Consider the following 24,429-nt stretch of genomic DNA (forward strand, 5'->3'; position numbering starts at 1 on the left):
TGCCGTGGCCTCACAAGTGCGCGTACAGGCGGCCAGGGTTGAACACCCCCTGGGGATCGAGTTGGTGTTTCAGCGCCTGGTGATAGCGCAGCGTCAGCGGATCGAGTGGGGCGCTGCTGTCGTCGCCGGGCGCGTAGGCGGTGGCATGACCGCCGGCCTCAGCCGCCAACGCTCGGATGGCCGACGCCGGGGCGTCGGACTTGAGCCAGCGCTGGGCGCCACCCCAGTCGATCAACTGCTGTCCCGGCAGTTCGAGTGCACCGCAGGCAATGGGCAGGGACAGCCGCCACAGCGTTGCGGGCGCGGCGAAGAACGCCAGGCGCTGCTCGCGCAGGTCTTGCCAGAATCCCGTGTCGATTGCTTCGCCACCCAGGCGCTCACGGGCCGATCGCACCGAACCTTCGCCGCCCTCCAGGCGTAGATGCAGCGTCTCGCCGTCATGGCAGGCGGCACTGATCGGCAGCGCTTGCCGGCCCCATTCGACGAGTTCGGCCAGTGCCTGTTGTGCGTTCATCTCCAGGCGTAGGCCCAGGCACTGGCGCGGTTGCGGCAGCACCTTCAGCGACACTTCGGTGAGCAGCCCCAGGCAGCCGAAGCTGCCCGCCATCAGCCGCGACACGTCGTAGCCGGCGACATTCTTCATCACCTCGCCGCCAAAGCGCAGGAGCTTGCCGTGGCCGGTGATCAGGCGGGTGCCGAGGACATAGTCACGCACCGACCCGGCCCAGGGCCGGCGTGGCCCCGACAGCCCGGCTGCGACCATGCCGCCCAGCGTTGCCTCGGGCCCCAGGTGCGGTGGCTCGCAGGCCAGCATCTGCCCGGCCTCGTGCAGCGTCGCCTCGACCTCCCGCAGGGGCGTGCCGGCGCGGGCGGTGAGCACCAGCTCGGTGGGGTCGTAGCCGACGATGCCCCGGTGGCCGCGGGTGTCGATGACCTGCCCGGTCACCGGGCGACCGAGCATGGCCTTGCTGTTGCCGCCCTGGATGCGCAACGGAATGCGCCGGTTCAGCGCCTGGTTGACCTGCTCCAGCAGGTCCTGGCCGAGGTCCCTGTCCATCAGAAGCGCTCCAGGTCGGGGAAGGGCAGTTGCCCGTGCTGCACATGCAGCGCGCCGAACTCGGCGCAGCGCTGCAGGGTGGGGATGTTCTTGCCCGGGTTGAGCAGGCCCCGTGGGTCGAAGGCGGCCTTGACCGCGTGGAACATGGTGATCTCGTCGCTGTTGAACTGCGCGCACATCTGGTTGATCTTCTCCCGGCCCACGCCGTGTTCGCCGGTGATGCTGCCGCCGACGGCCACGCACAGTTCGAGGATCTGGCCGCCGATGGCCTCGGCGCGCTCCAGTTCACCAGGCAGGTTGGCATCGAACAGGATCAGCGGGTGCAGGTTGCCATCGCCGGCATGGAACACGTTGGCCACCCGCAGGCCGTACTGCCCGGAAAGCTCGTTGATGCCCTTGAGCACCCGCGGCAACTCGCGGCGCGGGATGGTGCCGTCCATGCAGTAGTAGTCCGGGGAAATGCGCCCCACCGCCGGGAAGGCGTTCTTGCGCCCGGCCCAGAAGCGCACGCGCTCGGCTTCGTCGCAGGCCAGGCGCACCTCGCGGGCGCCGGCCTTGCGCAGCACGGCATCGACCCGGGCGCAGTCGTCCTGCACATCGGCCTCGACGCCGTCGAGCTCGCACAGCAGGATTGCCGCCGCGTCCAGCGGGTAGCCGGCATGGATGAAATCCTCGGCGGCACGAATCGCCAGGTTGTCCATCATTTCCAGCCCTGCGGGGATGATCCCGGCGCCGATGATCTCGGCCACCGCGCCCCCTGCGTCCTCGACGCTGTCGAAACTGGCCAGCAGTACCCGCGCCACCTGCGGCCTGGGCAGCAGCTTGACGGTGACTTCGGTGACGATGCCGAGCATGCCTTCGGAGCCGGTGAACAACGCCAGCAGGTCGAAACCGGGGCTGTCCAGGGAGTCGCTGCCCAGTACCAGGCGTTCGCCTTTGATGGTGAGGATCTCCACCTTGAGCAGGTTGTGCACGGTCAGGCCGTACTTCAGGCAATGCACGCCACCGGCATTCTCGGCGACATTGCCGCCGATCGTACAGGCGATCTGCGAGGACGGATCGGGCGCGTAGTACAGCCCATGGGGCGCCGCCGCCTGGGAGATCGCCAGGTTGCGCACACCGGGCTGGACCCGGGCGAAGCGGCCCTGCGGGTTGACCTCGAGAATACGCGTGAAGCGCGCCATCACCAGCAGGATGCCCTGGCTCAACGGCAGGGCGCCGCCGGACAGGCCGGTGCCGGCGCCGCGCGCCACCACTGGTACGCCGCGCTGGTGGCAGAGCCGCAGCAGTGTTTGTACCTGTTCCATGCGCTCGGGCAACACCACCAGCAGCGGCAGCGTGCGGTAGGCCGAGAGGCCGTCGCACTCGTAGGGCTTGAGGTCTTCGCTGCGGTGCAGGATCTGCAGATCGGGCAAGGCCTCGCGCAGGGCGGCCAGCAGTGCCGGCTTGTCCACGGCCGGCAACGGTCCATCGACACGTTCGTCGTAGAGGATATTCATGCAGGCTTACTGCGCCAGGTGCCGGATCATCGCCACCGTCAGGTACAAGCGTGGCGCCACGCTGGCGATCTCCATGTACTCGTCGTCGCCATGCAGGCCGGCGCCGACCACACCCAGCGTTTCCAGCACCGCCGGCTTGTCGCTGTCGGGCACGTAGGCATAGCCGGCATCAGTGCCGAAGCGCATGGCGATCGGCTGCAACTGTCGGTCGATCTTGCTGTAGAGCTGCCGCGCGGTTTGCGCAAGCTCCGTGGAGGCGTCGTTCTTGGCCAGCGGCGGGCGGCCTTTTTCCACGACCAGCTCGACCTGGGTATCGGCTACAAGCTGTTTCTTGATGATCCGCAGGGCATCTTCCTGCACCCGCTCGGTCTCGCTCAGGTCGGAGTAGCGCATGTCGGCCTCGGCGCTGGCCTGGGCGGGAATGATGTTGGCCTTTTCCCCGGCCTTGGCCAGGGTCCAGTTGACGGTGGTGCCCTTGCTCTTGTCGCCGAGGTCGTTCAACTGCAGCAGTTGGTACGCGAGTTCCATCAGCGCGTTGCGTCCGGCTTCCGGAGCGGAGCCGGCGTGGGAGGCGCGGCCCTTGACCTCGAGCTTGAGGCGGTTGATGCCGTTGGTGGCGACGGTGACCGCGTCCTTGTCCGGCGGCTCGTAGGAGAAGACAAAATCATGCTTGCGCGCCAGTTCGGCGATCAGCTGTCGAGAGCCGGCCGAGCCCATTTCCTCGTCCGGGTTGAACAGCACAGTGAGGGTGCGGTAGCCCTTGTACTGCTGGTCCTGCAGCAGTTTCAGCGCATGCAGGATCATCGCCACGCCGCCCTTGGCGTCGGCCACGCCGGGGCCGTAGGCGCGGTCGCCGTCTATCCGGAACGGCCGCTTGGCCACGGTGCCGGGGCCGAACACCGTGTCGTAGTGGACCATCAGCAGGAAGTCCTTGTCGCCGCTGCCCTTGAGGGTGCCGACGATATTGTCGCCCACCGAGGGCGTGGCCGGCTGGGTGCTGACCTTGGCGCCGAGGGCCTCGAGGCGTTTCACCAGTTCGCTGGCGACCTGTTTCAGGCCGGGTTCGGTACCGGTGCCGGTGTCCACAGCCACCAGGGTCTTGAGGGTCTCCAGGTAATGAGGCTGTTCGGCCTGGGCCTGGCTGAACAGTTCCTGGGGCGTCGGGTCGGCGGCCTGGGCGGTGGCACAGGCCAGGGCAAGGGCCAATGAGCAGAATCGCAAGGGCATGGGCAGGGATCTCGTTGTCGTGAACCCTTCAGCGTAGACCCTGCCGCCCGATTACCGAGCCATTCGCTCCCGGTGATAACGCTATCGCACAGCCCGGGAGGGCTGGCAATCACGATAAACCGTAGTGATATTTAACATTCAATAATCTAAATAAATTGTTGATTTATAACGATTTATCTTTTTGCTACCGCATGCTGTACGCACTGCTCGTAATACGTCTGCTTGATCGCCACCGGCTTCAGCCGAGACCGGCTGTTGTAGGTCTGCTCGGTGATGCCGAAGGCCGTCATGCGCATCCACGGCTTGGCGAACTTGCGCGCCTGCAGCTTCTTGCGCGTGGCGTACAGGGTGACGCCGGAAAGCTTGGCCTGCTGCGCCTCGGCGGCGATCTGCGCGCCCCAGCCGCACACCTGGCGATCGTTCTGGCTCAGTGCCCGGGCCTGGGCGCCGAAGGCGGCGGTGGCCAGCAGGCAGCCGGCCACGGTTGCTAGAATCACTCGCATGTTGCTGTCCTAAGCATCTGAAGGAAAACAAAGTTTGCCTTTGCTTCCGGCGCCTGGGGGCCAGCAGTTTGCCGTCAGGCGATGGCCATTTGCAGGCCACCGTGCTGGCGCGTGCGCAGCGACTGCAGGGCCAGGGCCGCGATCCACAGCACGCCGACGCCGTAGTTCAGGCGCTGGTAGAGACCGAACAGTTCACCGCTGTGCACGGCCTTGGCCATCAACACCACGGTGACCACCGCCAGCAGCGCGCTCAGCAGCGACCCCCAGGCCAGCCACGGGGATCGGGCCAGGCGTGTGCCCAGGCCGATCCACAGCACGCTGGCGAGGGTCAGCGAGAGGAACATCAGCAGGCCGCCGAGGTTATGCATCTGCTGCGAGAGCGATGGCTGCAGCGGCGTGCAGCCCTGATCGCAGGCGAACCCACCGGTCACCAGGCTGCCCAGGCCATGCAACAGCACCAGCAGGGCGCTCAGCTGCGCCAGCTTCGAGCGCCGCCAGCGCCGCGCCAGGCCCCAGGCGAACAGCGCGAACAGCAGGGCCAGCGGGAAATTGTTGATCCAGGGCGACAGTCCATGGGTGGGGGCACCGACCGCGCCGAGCTGGCTCATGGCTTGTTGCAGGTGGTCGTAGCCGGGGTAGGCCAGTGCCGTCAGGGTGACGCCCAGCAACAGCCAGAGGGGAATGAGCAGGCCGCTGGCGAGTAGCAGGCGATCGAACGTCTTCATGCAGTGCCTTCCTTGGTGAGTGCAGGACGCAGCCTACCGCGTCGCCGTGGCCATTCGCCAGCCTCAGCGGCCGTTGACCAGCATCACCAGCAGCACGCAGGCCAGCAACGCCAGGTAGGCCCGGGCATGCACGCTGTCGGGGATGCGCCCGAGCAGGGGCGCGGCCAGGTGCATGCCGAGCCAGGCGCCGACGGTCATCACCAGGGCCGCGCGCAGGTCGATGAAACCCAGCAGGCCCGGGCCAAGGTCGAACTGGCCGGCCGGCAGCAGCGCATAGACCAGCGTGGCCGCCAGGGCCATGGGCAGTGACAGCGGGTTGGCCATGGCCGTGGCGGTGCGCATGCTGGCGCCGCGTCGGCGCATCAGCGGCACGGTCATCACGCTGCCGCCCACCCCGAGCAGCGCCGCCAGGGCGCCGATGGGCACGCCGACCAGGCTGGCGCCGGTCCTGCCCAGGGGCGCCAGGCGATGTTCGCCAGCGCGTACGAAGCCCGGGCGCAGCCAGGCGTCCAGCAGGCTCAGCGCCAGGTAGGCGATGAACAGCCAGCGCAGCCAGGCGCTGGTCAGGTACAGCGCCGCCCAGGCCCCGAGCAGCGCGCCCAGGGCGATGGCCGGCGCCAGTGGGCGCACCAGGTCCCAGCGCAGGCTGCCCGCGCGATGGTGACGCCAGGTGGCCAGGGCGCTGCTGAAGATCATCACCGTGGCCGAGGTGGCCACGGCGATCTGCATGGCGTGCTGGGCCACGGCCGTCCCCGCGCCATGGCCGGCCAGCAGCAGGGCATAGAACAGCGGCACGGCGAAGAAGCCGCCGCCGAAGCCGAACAGCAGGGTGGTGACACCGGCGCACAGGCCGAACAGGCCAAGCAGGGGATAGACCATGGGGTGGGCCTCGGGCCAGGGTTGGGGTGGCCAGGGTAAGGGGCTGCCACTTGGCTGGCTTGCGCAACCTGGCCAATAATCGTCGTGTTTCGGCCAGAGCTTCCTTTCATGCGCAATGTTCCCCTGTCCCAGGTCGATGCCATACCGCGCGCGGTGCTGGCCATCGCCACCGACTATCCGCCCGGTACCTTGCTGCCCAGGCATTTCCATCGCCGGGCGCAGTTCCTGTATGGCATGAGCGGGCTGATGGAGGTGCTGACCGATGACGGTGCCTGGGTCATCCCGCCCGGCAGCGGGGTATGGATTCCGCCCGGCAAGCCGCATCAGGTGCGCATGCGTGGCGTGAGTACCCGCAGCCTGTACATCGAACCGACCGCGCTGCCCAGGCCGGGTGGCGTGTGCGAGGCACTACGGGTCGGGCCGCTGCTGCACCAGCTGTTGCTGGCCAGCGCCGAGGTGCCGGCCTTGCATGACGAGGCGGGGCGCGACGGCCTGCTGCTGCGGCTGGTGCTGCATGAGCTGGGCCAGGCCGAGCGTCTGCCGCTGTTCGCGCCGCTGCCGGCCGAGCCGCGTCTGGCGGCCCTGTGCCAGGCGTTCCTGGCGCAGCCATCAATCCACACCCGTGGCGAAACATGGGCAGGCCAGCTCAACTGGAGCCCACGTACCTTCAGCCGGCGCTTTCGCGAGCAGACCGGGCTGTCGTTCGGCCAGTGGCGCCAGCAGGCTTGCCTGATGGCCGCGGTGACACGACTGGCGACCGGCGAGCCGGTGACCACCGTTGCCCTGGACCTGGGCTATGAAAGCCCCAGCGCGTTTTCCAGCCTGTACCGGCGAGTCATGGGCCAGCCGCCGTCGGCGGCACGCCATGGCAGATGAAAACCCCGTTGGACGTATGTGATCGTACAACTGCTTGCGCTATCATCACGCCTGTCTTTCACAACCAGACATACAGGGCATGACAGAGCAGCAGGTACAGGCACGGACCCGGCGCAAGCCGCGCAGTCTGGCCCAGGAACTGGTCACGGTGCTGACCGAACGCATCCGCAGCGGCCAGCTCAAGCGCGGCGACAAGCTGCCCACCGAGTCGCAGATCATGGTCGAGGAGGGGGTCAGCCGCACCGTGGTGCGCGAGGCCATCTCGCGGCTGCAGGCCGCCGGCCAGGTCGAGACCCGTCATGGCATCGGCACCTTCGTGCTGGACGCGCCGAGCACCGGCGGCTTTCGGATCGACCCGGCGACCATCGTCACCCTGCGCGAAGTGCTGGCAGTGCTGGAGCTGCGCATCGCCCTGGAGATCGAAGCCGCAGGCCTTGCCGCTCAGCGACGCGGCGACGAGGAGCTGGCCGGCATGCGCGCGGCGCTGGACGAGCTCAACGAGGGCGCAGCCCACGCCTCGGATGCGGTGTCGGCGGACTTCCAGTTCCACCTGCGCATTGCCCAGGCCAGCGGCAATCACTATTTCGCCGACATCATCAATCACCTGGGCACCAGCATCATCCCGCGCACCCGGCTGAATTCGGCGCGCCTGGCCCATGACGACCAGGCGCACTACATGAGCCGGCTGATGCATGAGCACGAGGCGATCTACGAGGCCATCGCCCGGCGCGACAGCGAAGGCGCGAAGATGGCCATGCGCATGCACCTGAGCAACAGCCGCGAGCGCCTGCGCCAGGCCCATGAAGAGGCCGAGGCGCAAGGCATCTGATCCGTGCCGGTCCCTTCGCGGGCACTATAAAAAAGCCCTGCATGCGCAGGGCTCTTGCATCCCAGGGCTATTCAGATCACCCCTTCACTCCACTGCCCATTCACCAACCGCCGCAGCCCCAGCGGATTGCCATCACGCAACGCCTCCGGCAGCAGCGCCTGCGGGTAGTTCTGGTAGCACACCGGGCGCAGGAAGCGATCGATGGCCAAGGTGCCGACCGAAGTGCCACGGGCATCCGAGGTCGCCGGGTAAGGCCCGCCATGGACCATGGCGTCGCACACCTCGACCCCGGTCGGATAGCCATTGACCAGGATCCGCCCGACCTTTTCCTCCAGCAGCGGCACCAGCCAGGCAAAGGCTTCGAGGTCCTCCGGCTCGCCGATCAGCGTGGCGGTCAACTGGCCGCGCAGACCGAGCAGGGCGGCGCGCAGTTGCTCAAGGTCGCTGACTTCGACGGCCACCGTGGCCGGGCCGAACACTTCTTCCTGCAGCAGCGGGTCGGACTCCAGCAGCAGGCGGACGTCGGCCTTGAACAGCTGGGCACGGGCCTGGTCGCCCTGTTGCGCCTGACCGGCCAGGTGCTGGATGCCGGCATGGGCGTGCAAGTGTTCCAGGCCGGCGACATAGCTGCGCAGGCCGCCGGCGTTGAGCAGGGTCTGGCCGGCCTGTTGGTCCAGATGCTGGCCCAGGTCATTCAGCAACTGGCTGAAACCAGGTGACTGCAGGCCGATCAGCATCCCCGGGTTGGTGCAGAACTGCCCGGCGCCCAGGCACACGGAGCCGGCCAGCTCACGGGCGATGGTTTCGCCGCGCCTGGCCAGCGCGGCCGGCAGGATGATCACCGGGTTGATGCTGGACATCTCGGCGAACACCGGGATCGGTTGCGCCCGCGCGGCAGCCATGCGGCACAGGGCGTCGCCGCCCTTGAGCGAGCCGGTGAAACCGACCGCCTGGATGGCCGGGTGCTTGACCAGCCATTCACCGACACCGCCACCGAATACCATGTTGAACACACCCTTGGGCATGCCGGTGCGTTCGGCGGCGCGCAGGATGGCGCAGGCCACCAGGTCGGCGGTGGCCATGTGGCCACTGTGGGCCTTGAACACCACCGGGCAGCCGGCGGCCAGGGCTGCGGCGGTGTCGCCGCCGGCGGTGGAGAAGGCCAGTGGGAAATTGCTGGCGCCAAATACCGCTACCGGGCCGACGCCGATACGCATCTGGCGGATGTCCACCCGTGGCAGTGGCTGGCGTTCGGGCTGCGCCAGGTCGATGCGCGCCCCGAGGAAGTCGCCGCGGCGCAGTACCTGGGCGAACAGGCGCATCTGCCCGCTGGTGCGGCCGCGTTCGCCCTGGATACGCGCGGCGGGCAGGGCGGTTTCGCGACAGACGATGGCCACGAAGCTGTCGTCCAGCTCATCCAGTTCGGCGGCGATGGCGTCGAGGAATTCGGCGCGGCGTGCCGGGGACAGCTGGCGGAACTCACCGAAGGCACCGGCCGCGGCGCGGGCGGCGCGGTCTACCTCACCTTCGGTGGCCTGGGCGAAGTTATAGGGCAATGCCTCGCCGGTGGTGGCGTCCAGGCTCTGCAGGCGTTGCGGGCCGACGGCGCTGCGTTGGCCGGCGATGAAGTTGAGACCGAGGATATTGGGCATGGAAACTCCTGGATGAGTGATGAGCCAGGGCGTGGGAGCGGGCTTGTCCCGCGATTGCATCATCGCGGGGCAAGCCCGCTCCCACGCCACCTGTGTCGTTCAGGTGATCGGTGCGGGATTGAACAGGGTGATGTCGTTGTGCAGGCCATGCTGCTCGGCCCAGGTGCGCTTGCGACCGCTGGCCACGTCGAGGTAGTAGTGGAACAGCTCCCAGCCCAGCTCCTCGATGCTCGCCCGGCCACTGGCGATGCGCCCGGCGTCGATGTCGATCAGGTCCGGCCAGCGCTGGGCCAGTTCGCTGCGGGTGCACACCTTGACCACCGGCGCCATGGCCAGGCCGTAGGGGGTGCCGCGGCCTGTGGTGAATACATGCAGGTTCATCCCGGCAGCCAGCTGCAGGGTGCCGCAGACGAAGTCGCTGGCCGGGGTGGCGCAGAAGATCAGGCCCTTGCGCGTGACCCGCTCGCCCGGGCCAAGCACGCCCTGGATGGCGCCGCTGCCAGACTTGACGATCGAGCCCAGGGATTTCTCGACGATGTTGGACAAGCCGCCTTTCTTGTTGCCCGGCGTGGTGTTGGCGCTGCGATCCGCCGCGCCCTGTTGCAGGTAGCGGTCGTACCAGTCCATCTCGCGCACCAGCGCCTCGGCGACTTCCGGCGTTTCGGCGCGGGAGGTGAGCATGTAGATGGCGTCGCGCACCTCGGTGACCTCCGAGAACAGCACCGTGGCCCCGGCGCGCACCAGCAGGTCGGCGGCATGGCCCAGGGCGGGGTTGGCGGTGATGCCGGAAAAGGCGTCGCTGCCACCGCACTGCATGCCCAGGATCAGCTCGCTGGCCGGCACGGTTTCGCGGCGGCGCTGGTCGAGCTTCTTCAGGCGGGTTTCGGCCAGGGTCATGATCTGCTCGATCATCTCGACAAAGCCCAGCGAGGCGTCCTGCAAGCGGTATAGCCAGGGCTCGCTAAGGTCCACGGACGGGTCGTCCTCGTGCATCACCTGGCCGGCCTGGAGTTTTTCGCAGCCCAGGCTGATGACCAGCGCCTCGCCGCCCAGGTTGGGGTTGCGCGCCAGGTTGCGCACGGTGCGGATCGGGATGTAGGCATCGCGGGCGTTGATCGCCACGCCGCAGCCGTAGCTGTGGGTGAGGGCGATCACGTCGTCGACGTTGGGGTACTTGGGCAGCAGTTCGCTGCGGATGCGCTTGACCGCGTGGTCGAGCACGCCGGTCACGCACTGCACGGTGGTGGTGATGCCGAGGATGTTGCGGGTGCCGACAGTGCCGTCGGCGTTGCGATAGCCCTCGAAGGTGAAGCCTTCGAGGGGCGCCTGGGCGGCGGGCACGGCGTCGCAGCGTGGCAGGCTGTCGAGCTCGGGGGCGGCCGGCATCGCCAGTTGATCTTCCTTGATCCAACTGCCCTGGCGCAGGTCTTCCAGGGCATGGCCGATGACCTGGCCGTAGCGGCGCACCGCCTCGCCCCGGCGGATATCCACGGTGGCGACCTTGTGGCTCTGCGGCACGCCCTCGACCAGGGTCAGGCCGTCGGCGAAGCGCGCGCCTTCGCCCAGGCCGCCGTCGTTGACCACCACCACGACATTGTCGTCGGGGTGCAGACGCACGTAGCGGGGCGACTCGGAATGTTCGATCAACTGCATGGTCAGGCCCTTCTTGTCGTTTCTTTCAGGCTTCTTGTACGGCTGCCGGCGCCCGGGCTGGGCGCCGGCGTGTTTCACTCAATGGCGCGAAGTGGCGAGTTCAGCGGTGGGTGCCGCCTCTTGCTTCGGGTCGTCCTTGAGCTCGATACGCTTGATCGGACCGACGATCACCAGGTAGCTGAACACTGCCACCAGGGCGTTGGCGCCCACATACACCAGGGCCCACTTGAACGAGCCGGTGGCGCTGATGATGTAGCCGATGACGATTGGCGTGGTGATCGAGGCGATGTTGCCGAAGGTGTTGAACAGCCCGCCCGACAGCCCGGCGATCTGCTTGGGCGAGGTGTCTGCCACCACCGCCCAGCCCAGCGCGCCGATGCCCTTGCCGAAGAACGCCAGGGTCATGAAGCCGACCACCATCCATTCGGCCTCGACGTAGTTGCAGAAGACCATGGTGGTCGACAGCAGCAGGCCGCAGACGATCGGCAGCTTGCGCGAGAAGGTCAGCGAGTTGCCGCGGCGCAGCAACCAGTCCGACAGCACGCCGCCGAGCACGCCGCCGATGAAGCCGCACACCGCCGGCAGCGAGGCGATGAAGCCGGCCTTGAGGATGGTCATGCCGCGCTCCTGCACCAGGTACACCGGGAACCAGGTGAGGAAGAAGTAGGTGATGGCGTTGATGCAGTACTGGCCCAGGTAGACGCCCAGCAACATGCGGCTGGTCAGCAGCTGCTTGATGTAGCCCCACTTCGGGCCGTCGTTGCCGCGTTTCTGGTCCATGTCCACCAGGCCGCCGTTCTGTTCGATGTGCTCGAGTTCGGCCTGGCCGATGCGCGGGTGCTGGCGCGGGTTGTAGATGGTCTTCAGCCACACCGCCGAGAACACGATGCCCAGCGCGCCCATCACCACGAACACATGTTCCCAGCCGAAGGTGAAGACGATCCAGCCCATGATCGGCGCGAACAGCGCGGTGGCGAAGTACTGCGCCGAGTTGAAGATCGCCGAGGCGGTGCCGCGTTCTTGCGTCGGGAACCAGGCCGCGACGATCCGGGCGTTGCCGGGAAACGACGGCGCTTCGGCGAAGCCGACCAGAAAGCGCAGGGTGAACAGGGTGACCACCGCCCAGGCCACCGGCAGGCCGCCGACGAAGCCCTGCAGCAGGGTGAACAGCGACCAGGTGAAGATGCTGAAGGCGTAGACGTTCTTCGAACCGAAGCGGTCGAGCAGCCAGCCGCCGGGGATCTGCCCGGCCACGTAGGCCCAGCCGAAGGCGGAGAAGATGTAGCCGAGGGTGACCGCGTCGATGCCCAGGTCCTTCTGCAGGCTGGAGCCGGCAATGGCGATGGTGGCGCGGTCGGCGTAGTTGATGGTGGTCACCAGGAACAGCATCAACAGGATCAGGTAGCGCACATGCGTCTTTTTCGTCGCTTGCATGCTGGTTACTCCCACTCATTATTTTTATACGGGGATCGGTTGTGGGCCGGAGCAGGGTGGCCCTGCTCCGGCGGCGGCATCGGCAGGCCGCGAGGCGCTCGCTTATTGCGGGCCCATCTTGTCCATCAGCGCGGCGAGCATCTCGTACTCCGGCGCGGTCAGGTCGGTCAGCGGCGTGCGCACGGGGCCGGCGTCGTAGCCGGCGAGCTTCGCCCCGGCCTTGACGATGCTCACGGCGTAACCGGCCTTGCGGTTGCGGATGTCCAGATACGGCAGGAAGAAGTCGTCGATCAGCTTGGCCACGGTGGCGTGATCATCGCGGGCGATGGCGTGGTAGAAGTCCATCGCCGTCTTCGGCACGAAGTTGAACACCGCCGAGGAGTACACCGGCACGCCCAGGGCCTTGTACGCCGCAGCATACACCTCGGCGGTGGGCAGGCCACCCAGGTAGCTGAAGCGATCACCCAGGCGGCGACGAATCGACACCATCAGCTCGATGTCGCCCAGGCCGTCCTTGTAGCCGATCAGGTTCGGGCAGCGCTCGGCCAGGCGTTCCAGCAGGTCGGCGTTCAGCCGGCAGACGTTGCGGTTGTATACCACCACGCCGATGTTCACCGCCTTGCACACCGCCTCGACATGGGCGGCGACGCCGTCCTGGCTGGCTTCGGTGAGGTAGTGGGGCAGCAGCAGCAGGCCCTTGGCGCCGAGGCGTTCAGCCTCCTTGGCGTATTCGATGGCCTGGCGGGTCGAGCCGCCGACGCCGGCGAGGATCGGCACCGACGTGGCGCAGGTGTCGACGGCGGTCTTGATCACCTGGCTGTACTCGCTGGCGGCCAGGGAGAAGAACTCGCCGGTGCCGCCGGCGGCGAACAGGGCGCTGGCGCCGTAGGGGGCGAGCCATTCCAGGCGCTTGACGTAGCCGGCCGGGTTGAAGTCGCCGTGGGCGTCGAAGTCGGTGACGGGGAACGACAGCAGGCCGTGGGAGAGGATGGATTGCAGTTCTTGTGGGGTCATTGTTGTAGGCATCCTGTGGCGCTTGGAGGAGGGGAAACCAAGGTGAGAGGTAAGTTATCGTACAACTAAGATCGTGACTAGTCCCTTGCGGTAGAAATTTTGAATCCTTCCCACCATGACAGCGCCAACCCCTGTAGGAGCGGCCTTGTGCCGCGAAAGGGCCGCAAAGCGGCCCCGGCGTTCGTGATTCAACGCTGGAAGCCTGGGGCTGCTGCGCGACCCTTTCGCGGCACAAGGCCGCTCCTACAGGGGGAAGCGTAAACCCGACAATTCGGTAGAGGAGTGTTGTCGTATGACTTTCGGGGGGAGAAAAAAAGATCGCGGAGACAGGCACAAGCCCGCCGCCCGCTTCCACGGGAAGTGTTCTGGGACCAGCAGAGGGTGACCGGGGAAACGGGGGCGGTATTGCACCGCCCCGCGATCAAAGCTAACGAAGCTTCAGTGGATCAGGCAGCCTGGTGGTGCTTGACCTGGGACTTGCGGACCTGGGCGCGGCAGGCGTCGCCGAAGGCCTGGAACATCTTGATCGAGTCGGGGTTCTTCGCCGCCTGCCACTCCGGGTGCCACTGCACCGCGAACAGGAAGGGCGAGAGGCTCGGGGCGTGGATCGCCTCGACCAGGCCGTCTTCGGCATGGGCGATCGGCTCGATGCCGGCACCCAGGTTGCGCAGGCCCTGGCCGTGCAGCGAGTTGACGCGGATCTCGTCGGTGCCCAGGGTATCGCGCAGCCAGCTGCCTGGCTTGATCTTCACGCTGTGCACCGGGGCGTACTGGACTTCGACCGGATCTTCCGGGTTTTCCCGGTGGTCGTTGAAACCGGGCTCGGCGTAGACCTTCTGGTAGATGTCACCGCCCAGGGCCACGTTGATTTCCTGCATGCCGCGGCAGATGCCGAAGATCGGCAGGCCGCGCTTGATCGCCGCCTTGACCAGCGGCATGTCGAACAGGTCGCGGTCTTTGTCCTGGCCCTTGCCGGGGGTCTGGTTTTCCTGGCCGTAGAGGGTCGGGTCGATGTTGCTGCCGGCACCGGTCAGGTAGACGCCGTCGGCCATGTCCAGGTAGGTCTCGAGGTCTTCGACGCCACAGCAGGTGGGCACCAGGACCGGGACGCAACCGGCGAAATCGACCAGCGGGGTGATGTATTTGTGGGTCATGACCTGATAGTCATGGCCTTTGCGCTCTTGGCTGCCCATGGTCATCAGGACGACGGGTTTGCGCAGGGAGGGTTGCTTGTTGCCAATGTTGCTGTTGGACATATGTCACCTTGAGACAGGTCATGCCTGTCGTTGTTGTGCAGGCGCACGGCCGGGGCCTTGAGTGCTGCCTGGAGCCCCGAGCACTGCCGGCTCGCCTTGCAGGCGATGTCGGTCGGGGCCTGACTCATAGCTTGCCAGAGCCGTTCGATATGTCAAACGAGTGGCGGGGCGTCCAGGCGCCGGTTTCCGGGGGCTTGCGATGTTCGAGGCCTTGGCTGGCAAGGGTTTGGCGGGGGCTGAGGTCAATAATATTTAACGATGCAGTTGGCTCATTGCATCGGTGCAATGATCGCTCGTGCACGTTGGTCTTTCGCTGACAAGCAGGCTCACGGCTTAGGGTTTGTACGAAAAGTAGCCGAGCGGCGATCAGGCAAGGCGAAAACAGGCGAGGAACGGTCGGAGTCGCGCTCGACTTTACGGGTTGTAAATGAGCATTCCGAGCCTGTTTTCAATGCAGCATGATCGTCGCGCAGGCACTTTTCGTACAAAGCCTAGTCCGGGCCGCGTCTGTCTGCAGGCATGATGCAAGGGGAGTTGGATTTGTCGGCGAAAGGGCCGCAGAGCGGCCCCATTTACAGCAGGAGGCGTCTCAACCGATCTGCTTGCGCAGTAGCGCCATGGCCCGATCGATCTGCTGCTCGTCGTTGAGCAGGCTGGGCGCAAAGCGGATCACCGGCCCGACGTCGCGGTCCACGGCATCGACCATGACCTTGTTGGCGTTCAGGTAGGCCGCCACGGCGTCGGGGTCGCGGTCCTTGATACGCAAGAAGGTGAAGCCGGCGGAGAACTCGCGACTGGCCGGGGTCACCAGTTCGATGGCGCGGTGCTCGGCCAGGCGCGCCTTGAGGTAGTCGTTGAGCTGGTGGATGCGCGCCTGGACGTCGGCCTTGCCCAGGGCCAGGTGCAGCTTGAAGGCCTCGCCCAGCGCCCAGCGGTGCTCGAAGGCGTGGTAACCGCCCGGGGTCATGATGGTGCCGAAGTCCTCGTTGCGCGAGAAGGTGGCGAAGGTCGGCGTCAGGTGCTGCATCTGCTCCGACGCCGCGCAGATGATTCCCGTGCCCCGGGGGCCGAACATCCATTTGTGGGTACCGGCGATGAACCAGTCGCAGTTGAAGTCGGCGAAGCGCACGTTTTCCACGCCGAAGCCGTGCACGCCATCGACCACGTAGAGGATGCGCTCGGCCTCGTCGCGGTTGCGGTTGTGCTGGCGCACCAGCTCGCCGATGGCGCCCACCGGCAGCTTGACGCCGCTGCCCGAGTGCACCCAGGTCATGCCCAGCACCCGGGTCTCGGGGCGGATGCTGCGGTCGATCAGGCTCAGGACCCGATCGGTGGAGACCTCGCCGGGCTTGTCGAACAGGCGCAGCTTGCGCACTTGGGTGCCGTGCTGGCGCTGGCGGAATGCCAGGCAATTGTGGGTCGAGTAGTGCTCGTGCTCGGTGGTGAGGATTTCCTGGTGCGGCGCCACGTGCAGGCCGCCGTAGATCATGCCGAGGCCCTCGGTGGTGCTGCCGGTCAGGGCGACCTGGCGCGGGCGCACATCGAGGTAGCGGCCCGCCCATTCGCGGACCTCGTCCTCGCGTTGCCATTCGTACTGGCTTTCCCAGTCCATGCACAGGGCCGGGTTGCGGTCGAGGGTGGCGCGGTGGCGGTCGATCGCCTCTTGCACCGGACGGGGATGGGCGGTGATCAGGAAGTTGGCGAAGTGCGCGACATCGGGGGCCAGGGGGAACAACTCGCGCAATTGGCGCCATTTGTCCGACCCTTGTAGAGGCGGCGATACCGGATTGGCGGCGAGGGCACTGGGCAGCAAGGGCAGGCTGGCCGCCAGGGCGGCGGCCTGCTTGAGGAAGGCACGGCGGTCAGTCATGGCGAACTTCCCGGGTGCTGCTGTCGTGCTGGGCGACCGGATTGGCGGCTTTCTGCACCTGCCCCCAGACGCGCAGGAAGTTGCCCGCCCAGAGCTTGGCGATATCGGTCTCGGAGTAACCGCGGGTCAGCAGCTCGGCGGTGACGTTGCGGATCTCGCCGACGTTCATGAAGCCGGTGACGCCGCCGCCATCGTTGAAATCGGAGCTGATGCCGACATGGTCGATGCCCATCTTCTTCACGGCGTAGTCGATGGCATCGACGTATTCCTTGAGGCCGGCGCGGGGTTCTTCGTCGACGATGGCATAGAGGCTGCTGGCGTACTCGCCGAAGCGCGCCTCGGGCCAGATGGCGATGATCGGGTCACCCGGCATCAGCGCGTTGGTCAGGCCTTGCAGCGGTTGCAGGTCGAAGCGTGCGCGCAGGGCCTCGAGTTTTTCCAGGGTCGGTTTGCTCAGCGGCTTGAGGTAGGTGGTGAAGGCCACGACTTGCAGCACGCCGCCGCTGTCCTTGATCAGCTGCATCTCCTTGTCGGAGAGGTTGCGCGGGATGTCCACCAGCGCCCGCGGCGCCGAGTGCGAGGCGACGAACGGGGCACGGCTCAGGCGGGCCACGTCTTCCAGGGCCAGGGTGGACATCTGCGAGACGTCGATGATCACGCCCAGGTCGTTGAGCCGCTTGACCGCCTGCTCGCCCAGGGGAGACAGGCCGCCGAAGGCGTCGGGGGTGTCGTTGAAGAACGGCAGCGGACGCGAGGAGTCGGCCCAGGCGTTGTTGCCGGTGTAGCTGAAGCCGAACATGCGCATGCCGCGCTTGCTCCACAGGTCGAGCTGCGACAGGTCGTTGCCCAGCGGGTAGGCGTTGAGCATGCTGATGAAGATGGCGAACTTGCCTTCGCCGTTCAGGCGGCGGAAGTCCTCGGGGGTGTAGGCGATGCCGACCTGGTTGGGGAAGTCGCGCACGATCCCGCTGATGATCTTGTAGCGCACTTCCTGCTGGTTGCGGGCTTCGTCGACGAAGCCCGGGGTCGGGCGGTGCGGGGCGTTCGGGCCGTTCCACAGCTCGGGCCAGCCGAAGACGGTGAGCGCCGCGCCCGACAACCGGCCCTTGGCCGCCTTGGCCAGGTCGAACTGCCCACGGCCGTCCTTGTCGGCTTCATAGCCGTCGCTGCCGTAGCCCAGCGGCACGGTGACATGGCTGTCGAAGGAGAGCATGTGTTCGTGCAGTTCATTGGCCTGCTGCACGATGGCGCGGGGATAGCCGCTGTCCTGCTTCCAGAAGTAATAGCCGGCGGCGCCACCCAGGGCGGCCACCAGGGCCAGGGGCAGGCCGATGTACAAGGCTTTGCGGGAACGGGTCTTGGTCATTGCCATCTCGTTGCGGGGCTGGTCGGGTCGGCCTGTCGGGTCGCCAGGGGCGCCAGGGCATGGCTCGGGTATGTGGTGGACGAATGACGAGGCGGCAAATTTATCGGCACATGGCCATCAAGTCTGCCGTGGCGCAGCCGATAGCGCTGGTATTGAAAGGACCCACCACGGAGGATTAGGGAATGGTAGGTATCAATAGTGCGACGATGGGCGTGATCACCAGTGTGGCTAACGCCCAGCCCGCAGAAAAGAAAGAAAAACCGTTGACGAGTGTCGCGGTGGACCTGTCGGGTGAGACCACCCCGGGCAAGGCCGAGGAGGCCAAGCAGGCCGAGGGCGGCGAGGGTAGTGGTGAGCCGGGACACATCAACCAGCTGCGTGACATGATCAAGCAATTGCAGAAGCAGCTTGCCGAGGAGCAGAAGCAACTGGCGAGGATTGCCGCGCAAGAGATGGACGAAACCTCGAAGCTGGCCCTGATCACCGCCAAACAGGCGAGCATCGCCACCCTGAGCGGGCAGATCCAGGCGGCCACGCAGCAGTTGCTCGAAGCGTTGACCAAGACCGGTGGCAGCAGCGCCGGTGGCATGATCGCCACCCAGGCCTGAGACCCAGATCGGTAAAGCAAGACGCCCCGCATCATGCGGGGCGTCGTCGTTTCAGCGGAGTATCAGTCCTGCGCCAGGCGCGCGCGGCTCTGGCGCTCGCTCTTGTACTGCATGGCCACCGCCGGCGCCGGCTTGGCGCTGCCGGTCTCCAGCCACTGGCGCATGCGGCTGGCATCGGCGAAGTGGGTGTACTTGCCATAGGCGTCGAGAATCACCATGGCCACCGGACGGTTGTCCATCTTCGTCAGCAGCACCAGGCAATGCCCCGCTTCGTTGGTGAAGCCGGTCTTGGTCAGGGCGATGTCCCAGTTGCTCTTGTTCACCAGGTGGTCGGTGTTGCGAAAGCCCAGGGTGTAGTTGGGCTTGCGGAACGCCACGGTCTTCTCGCGGGTGGTCGACAGCTCGCTGAGCAACGGGTACTTGCGCGAGGCCATCAGCAGCTTGGCGAGGTCGTGGGCGGTGGACACGTTCAGGGTCGACAGGCCGGTCGGCTCGACGTAGCGGGTGTTGCTCATGCCCAGGCTGCGGGCCTTGGCGTTCATCGCCTTGATGAAGGCGCCATAGCCACCGGGGTAGTGGTTGGCCAGGGTGTTGGCCGCGCGGTTTTCCGACGACATCAGGGTGATCAGCAACGTCTCGCGACGGTTCAGCTCACTGCCCAGGCGTACCCGCGAGTACACGCCCTTCATCTCCGGGTTGTTGGCGATGGTCATGCCGAGCATTTCGTCCATGGGCAGCTTGGCGTCGAGCACGACCATCGCGGTCATCAGCTTGGTGACCGAAGCGATGGGGCGCACGCGATCGGCGTGGCTGGCATACAGCTCCTTGTTGGTGTTGAGGTCGATCAACAGGGCGCTGCCGGAGGCCAGGTGCAGCTTGCTTGGGTCGCGCTGGACCTGGGCCGGGGGTTGTGCAGCAGCGGTCGACGGTAGGGTCGCGGTACCTGTGAGCAACAGCAGCAGGCTGAGGATGGACAGGGAAGTTTTCACGTTGAGGCTCACTAAATGTTGGTATGTCGTTGGCTGTGCAAGGGTTTCCCCCAAAAAACCGTTGCATTCTGGAGTATGGTCGAACCGCTGTCGAATGCCTTATATCTAAAGGGCGCAACGTGAAGTAAATTTAATCCGGCGCGCTTTGCGCCGCCTTCCTACGTGGTCAACCGGACGACCTGCCATGACGCTCACGATCGATTTCACCGACCAGGCCACCAGCCTGCATCACGATGCGATTCTCAAGCCTTTGCGCGCTTTCAACGACACTGTGATCGGCTCCCCCGGCGCGGCCACCGTCGCCTGGACGCTGCGCGATCCCGCCAGCGATGAGATCATCGGCGGGCTCTACGCCAGGCTCGGAGGGGGCTGGTTGTTCGTCGAGCTGCTGGTGGTGCCCGAGCGCATGCGCGGGCAGGGCACCGGGCGCGAGCTGATGGTCCAGGCCGAAGCGTTGGCAAGGGAGAAGGGTTGCTGCGGGATCTGGCTGGATACCTTCAGCTTCCAGGCGCCGGACTTCTACCGCAAGCTGGGGTTCGAGGTGTTTGGCGAGCTTGCCGATTTTCCGCCCGGGCATAGCCGTTATTTCCTGCATAAACGGTTGGCTTAGTCTCTGGCGTGGCGAGCTGACGGCTCCGCTCAACCCACCCGCAACCAGATCGCCGAGGCGTCGTCGCTCATCTTGAACCGCGGATAGCGCAGGCACGCGGCATCGTCGTGCTCGATGCCGCGCAGCGTCCGGGCCAGGTCATCCAGGCCGTGGCTTTGCAGGCGCTCGATGAAACCTGCCGGGTCATAGGCCCGGTAGGTATCGAACAGCGCCGCAAAGCCATCGCTCATCAGCAGCACATCGTCACCCACGGCGACTGGGGCTCGGCTGTAGAAGGTGCCCTCCCGGGACAGCTCGGCATCGACGCCGAGCACGGCCCGGGGCCGCTCGCGGGCGCTGCGGCGGTCGGCCAGCACCGCCGGGGTGCGCACGCCGTGGGCACCGGTGCCAGGGCCGAGCGCGGCGGCTTCGGCTTGCTCGGCCTCGCGATCGGGCTCGGGGGTGAGGAAGCGGATGCCTTGCGCGCTACGATGCAGCACCACGCAGTCGGCCAGGTGCGCGCAGACCAGCTCTTCACCTTCGATGGCCACCGCGGCAAAGGCAGCGCGCGGCAGTTCCCAGGTGGCCAGGGGCTCGCGTCGGCGGTCCTGCCGATAGGCCTGGGCAACCGAATCGAAGACCGTCTCGCAGACCTGCCGCAGTGGCCCCGAGGCCGTGGCGAAGGCGCGCTGGGCCGTGGCCGAGAGCCACGCCGCGCCGCCGCGCTCACCCAGCAGGCCGGGGGCGCCGAGGTCGGTGGCGCCGTCGATGACCCAGGCGTGGCGGTCGGCGTTGCCGACACGGTCGTCATTGGGCACATCGGGCTTGCCAGCCAGGCACAAGCTCTGGATCAGGTCGAAATGCATGTCGGGCTCCTGGTCGGTAGGATCACTGACCTTGAGCCCTGCGCCGTCGCGAGTCAAATTTCACGGCTTGGGCGTGCGGTCCCAGCAATGGCTGTCCAGGTCGCAGACGCCGAATTGCCGGTCCATCAGCGCCATGCGTCGCAGATGGGCGTCGAGGATGTCGCGGCCCACTTTACTGTCGATGATATAGCGGCTGTAGCGTTCGATCAGGCGTTGCTTCCAGGCATCGCGGGTGGCCGCGTCCAGGGTGTCGGGCGCACTGGCCAGGCGTTGCAGGGTGGTGTCGTCGACGCGCTTGAGCTGGTCGCTGAACGTCGCGATGTAACGGGCGCGCTGTGCTTCCTTGTGACGAGAGGCTTCGGCATCGAAGGTATCGAGATTGCGTTGCCACTGCGCCCAGTAGGCATCCGGCAACTTCAGGTCGCGCTTCTGGCGCAATGCGTCGACGATCTGCGCGTTGCTCTGGCGCGGTGGTGGCTGTCGGTCCTGGCTGGCCAGTGGGTCCTGGGCCAGGATCTGCGTGATCCAGGTCGTGCGGGCTTCGCTATCCGGACGAACCGGGCCGAGCGGCGCAGAGTCGGTGGCGTTCGAGCTTGGCAGGCCATTGCAGCCGGTGAGTGACAGCAACAGCGACAGTACCAGCAGGGCTGGCAGGTTGTGGCGCAACATGAATCATCCTTGAGTAACTGCACAATCGTGCATCCGATCGGATGCACTAGGGGTATCGGCTCTTGCCTGGCCGACTTGAGCGTTCAGCCAAGGGGGCTTGCTTGGCAGGCGCATCAGTTTCGAGGCCGGGCACTGTTCGCCACAAATCTTGCAGCGCCTGTGAGATCGAGCGCCGCCCGCGCGGCGCATCGCTGGCAAGCCAGCTCCCACATCTGTTTCGGGCCAGTTATGCCTGCGCCGCCGCGGCTGTACGCCTTGTTGGTACGACGCGGTTTCAGCGTGGGCATCACTGGCGCTCCACCTGTCTCAAGTCATGCACTGGGGCGGACAGCGATAACTTCACAGGACAGACTGGCCCGAAACAAATGTGGGAGCTGGCTTGCCAGCGATGCGCCGCGCGGGCGGCGCTCGATCTCACAGGCGCTGCAAGGCTTTCGGCGAACACTTGGTGGCCCCGACGCGGTCAATGACCCTCGCACCCAAAGAGCTTGAAGGGGCTGAGGTTTGCGGCGATGATCCGCCGCAACCCGTTTACCGACGAGGAGGTTCCGCATGCCTGTTGCCCCGCTTTTGCGCTGCACCGACCTTGACGCCACCCGCCGTCATTACCGCGATGTGCTGCAATTTACCGTCGCCGACACCGCGCAATCGACCCTTACCGTGCAGTTGCACGACTGCAGCCTGCTGTTCACCGAGGACGACCTGTGGCGGCTGCCGCCGGGGTGTGCCGGGACCTTCTACCTGGTGGTCGAGGACGTCGACGGCTATTACGCGCAAGTTCGCGAGCTGGCGGATATCACCTGGCCGTTGCACGACACGGAGTATGGTTCGCGGGAGTTCGGCGTGCGTGACTGCAATGGCTATTACCTGGCCTTCAGCCAGCAGCACGGCGACGCAGTGCAAGCCGCGCGGGTCGCCTCGTGATCCTGCGCGGCCCTGCGCTCCTTGCGATGTTGCTGCTTGTCGGCCCGGCCTTGGCCATGGACGGCAAGGGCAACTCGACCGACCACTTCACCGTCGGTTCGAGCCTCGCCACCGCTGCCGTCAGTGGCTCCACCAGCCACCCTGCGCGCACTTACCAAGCCGCCCGCGACGATGCGTTGCTGTTCATCGCCAGCGACGGGCGCCTACGCGGCGCACGGCTGGAGCAGGCCTTGAGCGAGTACCGCCAGCTGCATCCGGTGAGCGCGCTGAGCGACGGTGACCTGGCACAGGCGTTCGCCTGCCGGGGCTGAGTGCGCAAGAACGATCAAATGGCCGGTGCGTCGCTTTGCTAGGGTGACTGGGTCGAGTGAGGAGCCTGGCAATGCGCAGCATCGAACACATCCTGTGGTATCTCGAAACCGTCCTGGACCGCGATCTGGATCTGACCCATGTCGCCGGGCATTTCGGCCTGTCGCCCTTTGCCCTGGCGCGGCAGTTCGCCGCTGCCACCGGCTGGTCGGTGATGCGCTATGTCCGGGCGCGGCGCCTGAGCCGGGCCGCGCAGACGCTGTGCAGCGGCAAACGGGAGATCCTCGAGGTGGCGCTGGCGGCAGGCTATGGCTCCCACGAAGCCTTCACCCGGGCCTTCTGCGACCTGTTCGGCGTGGCGCCGAGCCGGGTACGCAGTGGCGCCCATCAACCGATCGCCCTAGTGGAGCCCTTGCGCATGAAAGCACTCAACTTCGTTCCCCTGGCCGAGCCGCGCTTCGAGCGTCGCCCGGATTTCTGCATCGCCGGCCTCGGCGAGCGCTTCACCTTCGAGCGCAACGAAGGGATCCCAGGCCTGTGGCAGGCCTTCGATCCCTTCGTTGGGCGGGTGCCGGGGCAGGTAGGTGATGACACCTACGGGCTGTACTGCAATCCGGGGGATGATGGCAGTTTCGAGTATATCGCCGGGGTCGAGGTGCACCGTGTCGATGACCTGCCCGCGCACTTTCACCACTTCAGGCTCGTGGCGCGAGACTATGTGGTATTCCGCCACCTGGGTCATGTGTCGATGATTCATCAGACCGTCTTCACCGTGTTCAACCAGTGGCTGCCGGCTTCAGGCCACCAGGCGGCCGACGCGCCGGAGTTCGAGCAGTACAGCGCCGATTTCGACCCTGTGCGCGGTACCGGGCATGTGGACCTGTGGATCCCGCTCGCCAGCCGCTGATCGCGCTTGTCCGAGCAGGCCAGGACAGAGGAATAGACTCGTGGGCAACGAGTCCAGTGTGGTGTTTTGCAAATACGACCAATAACTCGCAAGCGATTTTTGCGCTCAGGCAAGGCGTCGCGACAAGTCGTAGCCCAGCTACGGCGAGGAGCGACAACGCCGCATGAGCGCAAAAAGCGCAGCGAGCTATGGTCGTTATTTGTGAAACACCACACTAGCCCACCCCAGGAGTCCTGACATGACCGCCAAGAACACTGTTTGCCTGTGGTACGACAACGACGCCGAGGACGCGGCGAACTTCTACGCCAGCACCTTCCCCGACAGCCGGGTGACCGCCGTGCACAAGGCGCCCGCCGACTACCCCTCGGGCAGGACGGGCGATGTGATCACGGTGGAGTTCACCGTGCTGGGCATCCCGTGCATCGGTCTCAATGGGGGCAAGGCGTTTACCCACAGCGAGGCCTTTTCGTTCCAGGTGGCGACCGACAGCCAGGAGGAAACTGATCGCTACTGGGACGCCATCGTCGGCAACGGTGGCAGCGAGAGCGTGTGCGGCTGGTGCAAGGACAGGTGGGGGGTGTCCTGGCAGATCAGCCCGCGGGTATTGACCCAGGCGGTGGCCAGCCCCGATCGCGCCCTGGCGAAGCGGGCGTTCGAGGCGATGCTGCAGATGGGCAAGATCGACATTGCCACGATCGAGAAGGCCATCAAGGGCTGACGGCGAGGCG

24 protein-coding genes are annotated in these 24,429 nt (G+C 66.3%); 8 read left to right on the plus strand and 16 right to left on the minus strand.

The features are described 5' to 3' along the window. Positions 1-10 precede the first annotated feature (10 nt). The 6 genes from glcE to HU751_RS05435 form a co-directional block, all read right to left on the minus strand. Positions 11-1,057 (minus strand): glycolate oxidase subunit GlcE, encoded by a 1,047-nt coding sequence (glcE, locus tag HU751_RS05410; RefSeq protein WP_186734676.1) that lies wholly within the window; start codon positions 1,055-1,057, stop codon positions 11-13. Further along, on the minus strand, positions 1,057-2,556 hold the full coding sequence (glcD, locus tag HU751_RS05415; protein ID WP_186734675.1) for a glycolate oxidase subunit GlcD: 1,500 nt from the start codon (positions 2,554-2,556) through the stop codon (positions 1,057-1,059). Before glcD ends, glcE begins: the two co-directional genes overlap by 1 nt. A gap of 6 nt (positions 2,557-2,562) precedes the next feature. Continuing rightward, the gene (locus HU751_RS05420) at positions 2,563-3,783 is read right to left on the minus strand and encodes a M20/M25/M40 family metallo-hydrolase (RefSeq protein WP_186734674.1); all 1,221 of its coding nucleotides are present in this window, start codon (positions 3,781-3,783) and stop codon (positions 2,563-2,565) included. A gap of 173 nt (positions 3,784-3,956) precedes the next feature. Continuing rightward, positions 3,957-4,286, minus strand: a complete 330-nt coding sequence (locus HU751_RS05425) for a hypothetical protein (protein WP_186734673.1) — start codon at positions 4,284-4,286, stop codon at positions 3,957-3,959. A gap of 74 nt (positions 4,287-4,360) precedes the next feature. Then, on the minus strand, positions 4,361-5,011 hold the full coding sequence (locus tag HU751_RS05430; RefSeq protein ID WP_186734672.1) for a DUF998 domain-containing protein: 651 nt from the start codon (positions 5,009-5,011) through the stop codon (positions 4,361-4,363). Between the two features lie 63 nt (positions 5,012-5,074). Then, positions 5,075-5,890, minus strand: a complete 816-nt coding sequence (locus HU751_RS05435) for a sulfite exporter TauE/SafE family protein (protein ID WP_186734671.1) — start codon at positions 5,888-5,890, stop codon at positions 5,075-5,077. Between the two features lie 108 nt (positions 5,891-5,998). Between HU751_RS05435 and HU751_RS05440 the strand changes: the two genes are divergently transcribed. Together HU751_RS05440 and HU751_RS05445 are read left to right on the plus strand one after the other, a co-directional pair. Beyond that, positions 5,999-6,766, plus strand: a complete 768-nt coding sequence (locus HU751_RS05440) for an AraC family transcriptional regulator (protein ID WP_186734670.1) — start codon at positions 5,999-6,001, stop codon at positions 6,764-6,766. Between the two features lie 79 nt (positions 6,767-6,845). Then, positions 6,846-7,595, plus strand: a complete 750-nt coding sequence (locus tag HU751_RS05445; protein WP_186734669.1) for a FadR/GntR family transcriptional regulator — start codon at positions 6,846-6,848, stop codon at positions 7,593-7,595. Between the two features lie 71 nt (positions 7,596-7,666). Here HU751_RS05445 and HU751_RS05450 read toward each other — a convergent pair whose 3' ends face one another. The 7 genes from HU751_RS05450 to pvdM form a co-directional block, all read right to left on the minus strand. Next, complete coding sequence (locus HU751_RS05450; protein ID WP_186734668.1) at positions 7,667-9,247, minus strand: aldehyde dehydrogenase (NADP(+)); 1,581 nt, start codon at positions 9,245-9,247, stop codon at positions 7,667-7,669. 99 nt (positions 9,248-9,346) lie between these two features. Next, positions 9,347-10,900 (minus strand): galactarate dehydratase, encoded by a 1,554-nt coding sequence (gene garD, locus HU751_RS05455; protein ID WP_186734667.1) that lies wholly within the window; start codon positions 10,898-10,900, stop codon positions 9,347-9,349. A 78-nt stretch (positions 10,901-10,978) separates the two neighbouring features. Further along, entirely contained in the window at positions 10,979-12,334 is a 1,356-nt protein-coding gene (locus tag HU751_RS05460; RefSeq protein WP_186734666.1) for an MFS transporter, read from the minus strand. A 102-nt stretch (positions 12,335-12,436) separates the two neighbouring features. Beyond that, positions 12,437-13,348, minus strand: coding sequence for a 5-dehydro-4-deoxyglucarate dehydratase (gene kdgD / locus HU751_RS05465; RefSeq protein WP_186734665.1), 912 nt, complete (start codon positions 13,346-13,348; stop codon positions 12,437-12,439). A gap of 446 nt (positions 13,349-13,794) precedes the next feature. After that, complete coding sequence (locus tag HU751_RS05470; RefSeq protein WP_186714604.1) at positions 13,795-14,604, minus strand: gamma-glutamyl-gamma-aminobutyrate hydrolase family protein; 810 nt, start codon at positions 14,602-14,604, stop codon at positions 13,795-13,797. A gap of 589 nt (positions 14,605-15,193) precedes the next feature. After that, positions 15,194-16,474 carry a pyoverdine-tailoring periplasmic protein PvdN gene (gene pvdN / locus HU751_RS05475; RefSeq protein ID WP_186734664.1) on the minus strand — a complete coding sequence of 427 codons (1,281 nt, stop codon included), beginning with the start codon at positions 16,472-16,474 and terminating at the stop codon, positions 15,194-15,196. Further along, positions 16,467-17,840 carry a pyoverdine-tailoring dipeptidase-like protein PvdM gene (pvdM, locus tag HU751_RS05480; RefSeq protein ID WP_186714606.1) on the minus strand — a complete coding sequence of 458 codons (1,374 nt, stop codon included), beginning with the start codon at positions 17,838-17,840 and terminating at the stop codon, positions 16,467-16,469. The genes pvdN and pvdM overlap by 8 nt, the downstream gene beginning before the upstream one ends. Before the next feature lie 182 nt (positions 17,841-18,022). Here pvdM and HU751_RS05485 point away from each other — a divergent pair, with 182 nt between their 5' ends. Beyond that, positions 18,023-18,448: a hypothetical protein gene (locus HU751_RS05485; RefSeq protein WP_225933228.1), complete on the plus strand. Its 426-nt coding sequence runs from the start codon at positions 18,023-18,025 to the stop codon at positions 18,446-18,448. Between the two features lie 62 nt (positions 18,449-18,510). Here the strand turns inward: HU751_RS05485 and pbpG are convergent, their stop codons facing one another. Beyond that, positions 18,511-19,437, minus strand: a complete 927-nt coding sequence (gene pbpG, locus HU751_RS05490) for a D-alanyl-D-alanine endopeptidase (RefSeq protein ID WP_186734663.1) — start codon at positions 19,435-19,437, stop codon at positions 18,511-18,513. A 184-nt stretch (positions 19,438-19,621) separates the two neighbouring features. On the opposite strand from pbpG, the gene HU751_RS05495 reads away from it, so the two are divergent. After that, positions 19,622-20,047 carry a GNAT family N-acetyltransferase gene (locus HU751_RS05495; protein WP_186734662.1) on the plus strand — a complete coding sequence of 142 codons (426 nt, stop codon included), beginning with the start codon at positions 19,622-19,624 and terminating at the stop codon, positions 20,045-20,047. A gap of 29 nt (positions 20,048-20,076) precedes the next feature. Here HU751_RS05495 and HU751_RS05500 read toward each other — a convergent pair whose 3' ends face one another. After that, on the minus strand, positions 20,077-20,892 hold the full coding sequence (locus tag HU751_RS05500) for a protein phosphatase 2C domain-containing protein (RefSeq protein ID WP_186734661.1): 816 nt from the start codon (positions 20,890-20,892) through the stop codon (positions 20,077-20,079). 60 nt (positions 20,893-20,952) lie between these two features. Continuing rightward, positions 20,953-21,561: a hypothetical protein gene (locus HU751_RS05505; RefSeq protein ID WP_186734660.1), complete on the minus strand. Its 609-nt coding sequence runs from the start codon at positions 21,559-21,561 to the stop codon at positions 20,953-20,955. A gap of 552 nt (positions 21,562-22,113) precedes the next feature. On the opposite strand from HU751_RS05505, the gene HU751_RS05510 reads away from it, so the two are divergent. From HU751_RS05510 to HU751_RS05525, 4 genes are all read left to right on the plus strand, one after another. Then, positions 22,114-22,485, plus strand: a complete 372-nt coding sequence (locus HU751_RS05510) for a VOC family protein (RefSeq protein ID WP_186734659.1) — start codon at positions 22,114-22,116, stop codon at positions 22,483-22,485. A 26-nt stretch (positions 22,486-22,511) separates the two neighbouring features. Beyond that, the gene (locus HU751_RS05515; RefSeq protein WP_186734658.1) at positions 22,512-22,796 is read left to right on the plus strand and encodes a DUF2388 domain-containing protein; all 285 of its coding nucleotides are present in this window, start codon (positions 22,512-22,514) and stop codon (positions 22,794-22,796) included. A gap of 71 nt (positions 22,797-22,867) precedes the next feature. Then, on the plus strand, positions 22,868-23,701 hold the full coding sequence (locus HU751_RS05520) for an AraC family transcriptional regulator (protein WP_186734657.1): 834 nt from the start codon (positions 22,868-22,870) through the stop codon (positions 23,699-23,701). A 238-nt stretch (positions 23,702-23,939) separates the two neighbouring features. Then, the gene (locus HU751_RS05525; RefSeq protein ID WP_186734656.1) at positions 23,940-24,419 is read left to right on the plus strand and encodes a VOC family protein; all 480 of its coding nucleotides are present in this window, start codon (positions 23,940-23,942) and stop codon (positions 24,417-24,419) included. Positions 24,420-24,429: the final 10 nt, after the last annotated feature.

This window comes from Pseudomonas peradeniyensis, from assembly GCF_014268935.2.
GTDB lineage: Bacteria > Pseudomonadota > Gammaproteobacteria > Pseudomonadales > Pseudomonadaceae > Aquipseudomonas > Aquipseudomonas peradeniyensis.

Coding starts and splice junctions, on each gene's coding strand:
- HU751_RS05525 (WP_186734656.1), top strand. CDS start 23,940: ATGACCGCCAAGAACACTGTTTGCCTGTGGTACGACAACGACGCCGAG.
- HU751_RS05430 (WP_186734672.1), bottom strand. CDS start 5,011: ATGAAGACGTTCGATCGCCTGCTACTCGCCAGCGGCCTGCTCATTCCC.
- HU751_RS05515 (WP_186734658.1), top strand. CDS start 22,512: ATGTTGCTGCTTGTCGGCCCGGCCTTGGCCATGGACGGCAAGGGCAAC.
- glcE (WP_186734676.1), bottom strand. CDS start 1,057: ATGGACAGGGACCTCGGCCAGGACCTGCTGGAGCAGGTCAACCAGGCG.
- HU751_RS05500 (WP_186734661.1), bottom strand. CDS start 20,892: ATGCATTTCGACCTGATCCAGAGCTTGTGCCTGGCTGGCAAGCCCGAT.
- glcD (WP_186734675.1), bottom strand. CDS start 2,556: ATGAATATCCTCTACGACGAACGTGTCGATGGACCGTTGCCGGCCGTG.
- HU751_RS05520 (WP_186734657.1), top strand. CDS start 22,868: ATGCGCAGCATCGAACACATCCTGTGGTATCTCGAAACCGTCCTGGAC.
- pvdN (WP_186734664.1), bottom strand. CDS start 16,474: ATGACTGACCGCCGTGCCTTCCTCAAGCAGGCCGCCGCCCTGGCGGCC.
- pvdM (WP_186714606.1), bottom strand. CDS start 17,840: ATGACCAAGACCCGTTCCCGCAAAGCCTTGTACATCGGCCTGCCCCTG.
- garD (WP_186734667.1), bottom strand. CDS start 10,900: ATGCAGTTGATCGAACATTCCGAGTCGCCCCGCTACGTGCGTCTGCAC.
- HU751_RS05440 (WP_186734670.1), top strand. CDS start 5,999: ATGCGCAATGTTCCCCTGTCCCAGGTCGATGCCATACCGCGCGCGGTG.
- HU751_RS05495 (WP_186734662.1), top strand. CDS start 19,622: ATGACGCTCACGATCGATTTCACCGACCAGGCCACCAGCCTGCATCAC.
- HU751_RS05450 (WP_186734668.1), bottom strand. CDS start 9,247: ATGCCCAATATCCTCGGTCTCAACTTCATCGCCGGCCAACGCAGCGCC.
- HU751_RS05485 (WP_225933228.1), top strand. CDS start 18,023: ATGGTAGGTATCAATAGTGCGACGATGGGCGTGATCACCAGTGTGGCT.
- HU751_RS05460 (WP_186734666.1), bottom strand. CDS start 12,334: ATGCAAGCGACGAAAAAGACGCATGTGCGCTACCTGATCCTGTTGATG.
- kdgD (WP_186734665.1), bottom strand. CDS start 13,348: ATGACCCCACAAGAACTGCAATCCATCCTCTCCCACGGCCTGCTGTCG.
- HU751_RS05510 (WP_186734659.1), top strand. CDS start 22,114: ATGCCTGTTGCCCCGCTTTTGCGCTGCACCGACCTTGACGCCACCCGC.
- HU751_RS05470 (WP_186714604.1), bottom strand. CDS start 14,604: ATGTCCAACAGCAACATTGGCAACAAGCAACCCTCCCTGCGCAAACCC.
- HU751_RS05445 (WP_186734669.1), top strand. CDS start 6,846: ATGACAGAGCAGCAGGTACAGGCACGGACCCGGCGCAAGCCGCGCAGT.
- HU751_RS05505 (WP_186734660.1), bottom strand. CDS start 21,561: ATGTTGCGCCACAACCTGCCAGCCCTGCTGGTACTGTCGCTGTTGCTG.
- HU751_RS05435 (WP_186734671.1), bottom strand. CDS start 5,890: ATGGTCTATCCCCTGCTTGGCCTGTTCGGCCTGTGCGCCGGTGTCACC.
- HU751_RS05420 (WP_186734674.1), bottom strand. CDS start 3,783: ATGCCCTTGCGATTCTGCTCATTGGCCCTTGCCCTGGCCTGTGCCACC.
- HU751_RS05425 (WP_186734673.1), bottom strand. CDS start 4,286: ATGCGAGTGATTCTAGCAACCGTGGCCGGCTGCCTGCTGGCCACCGCC.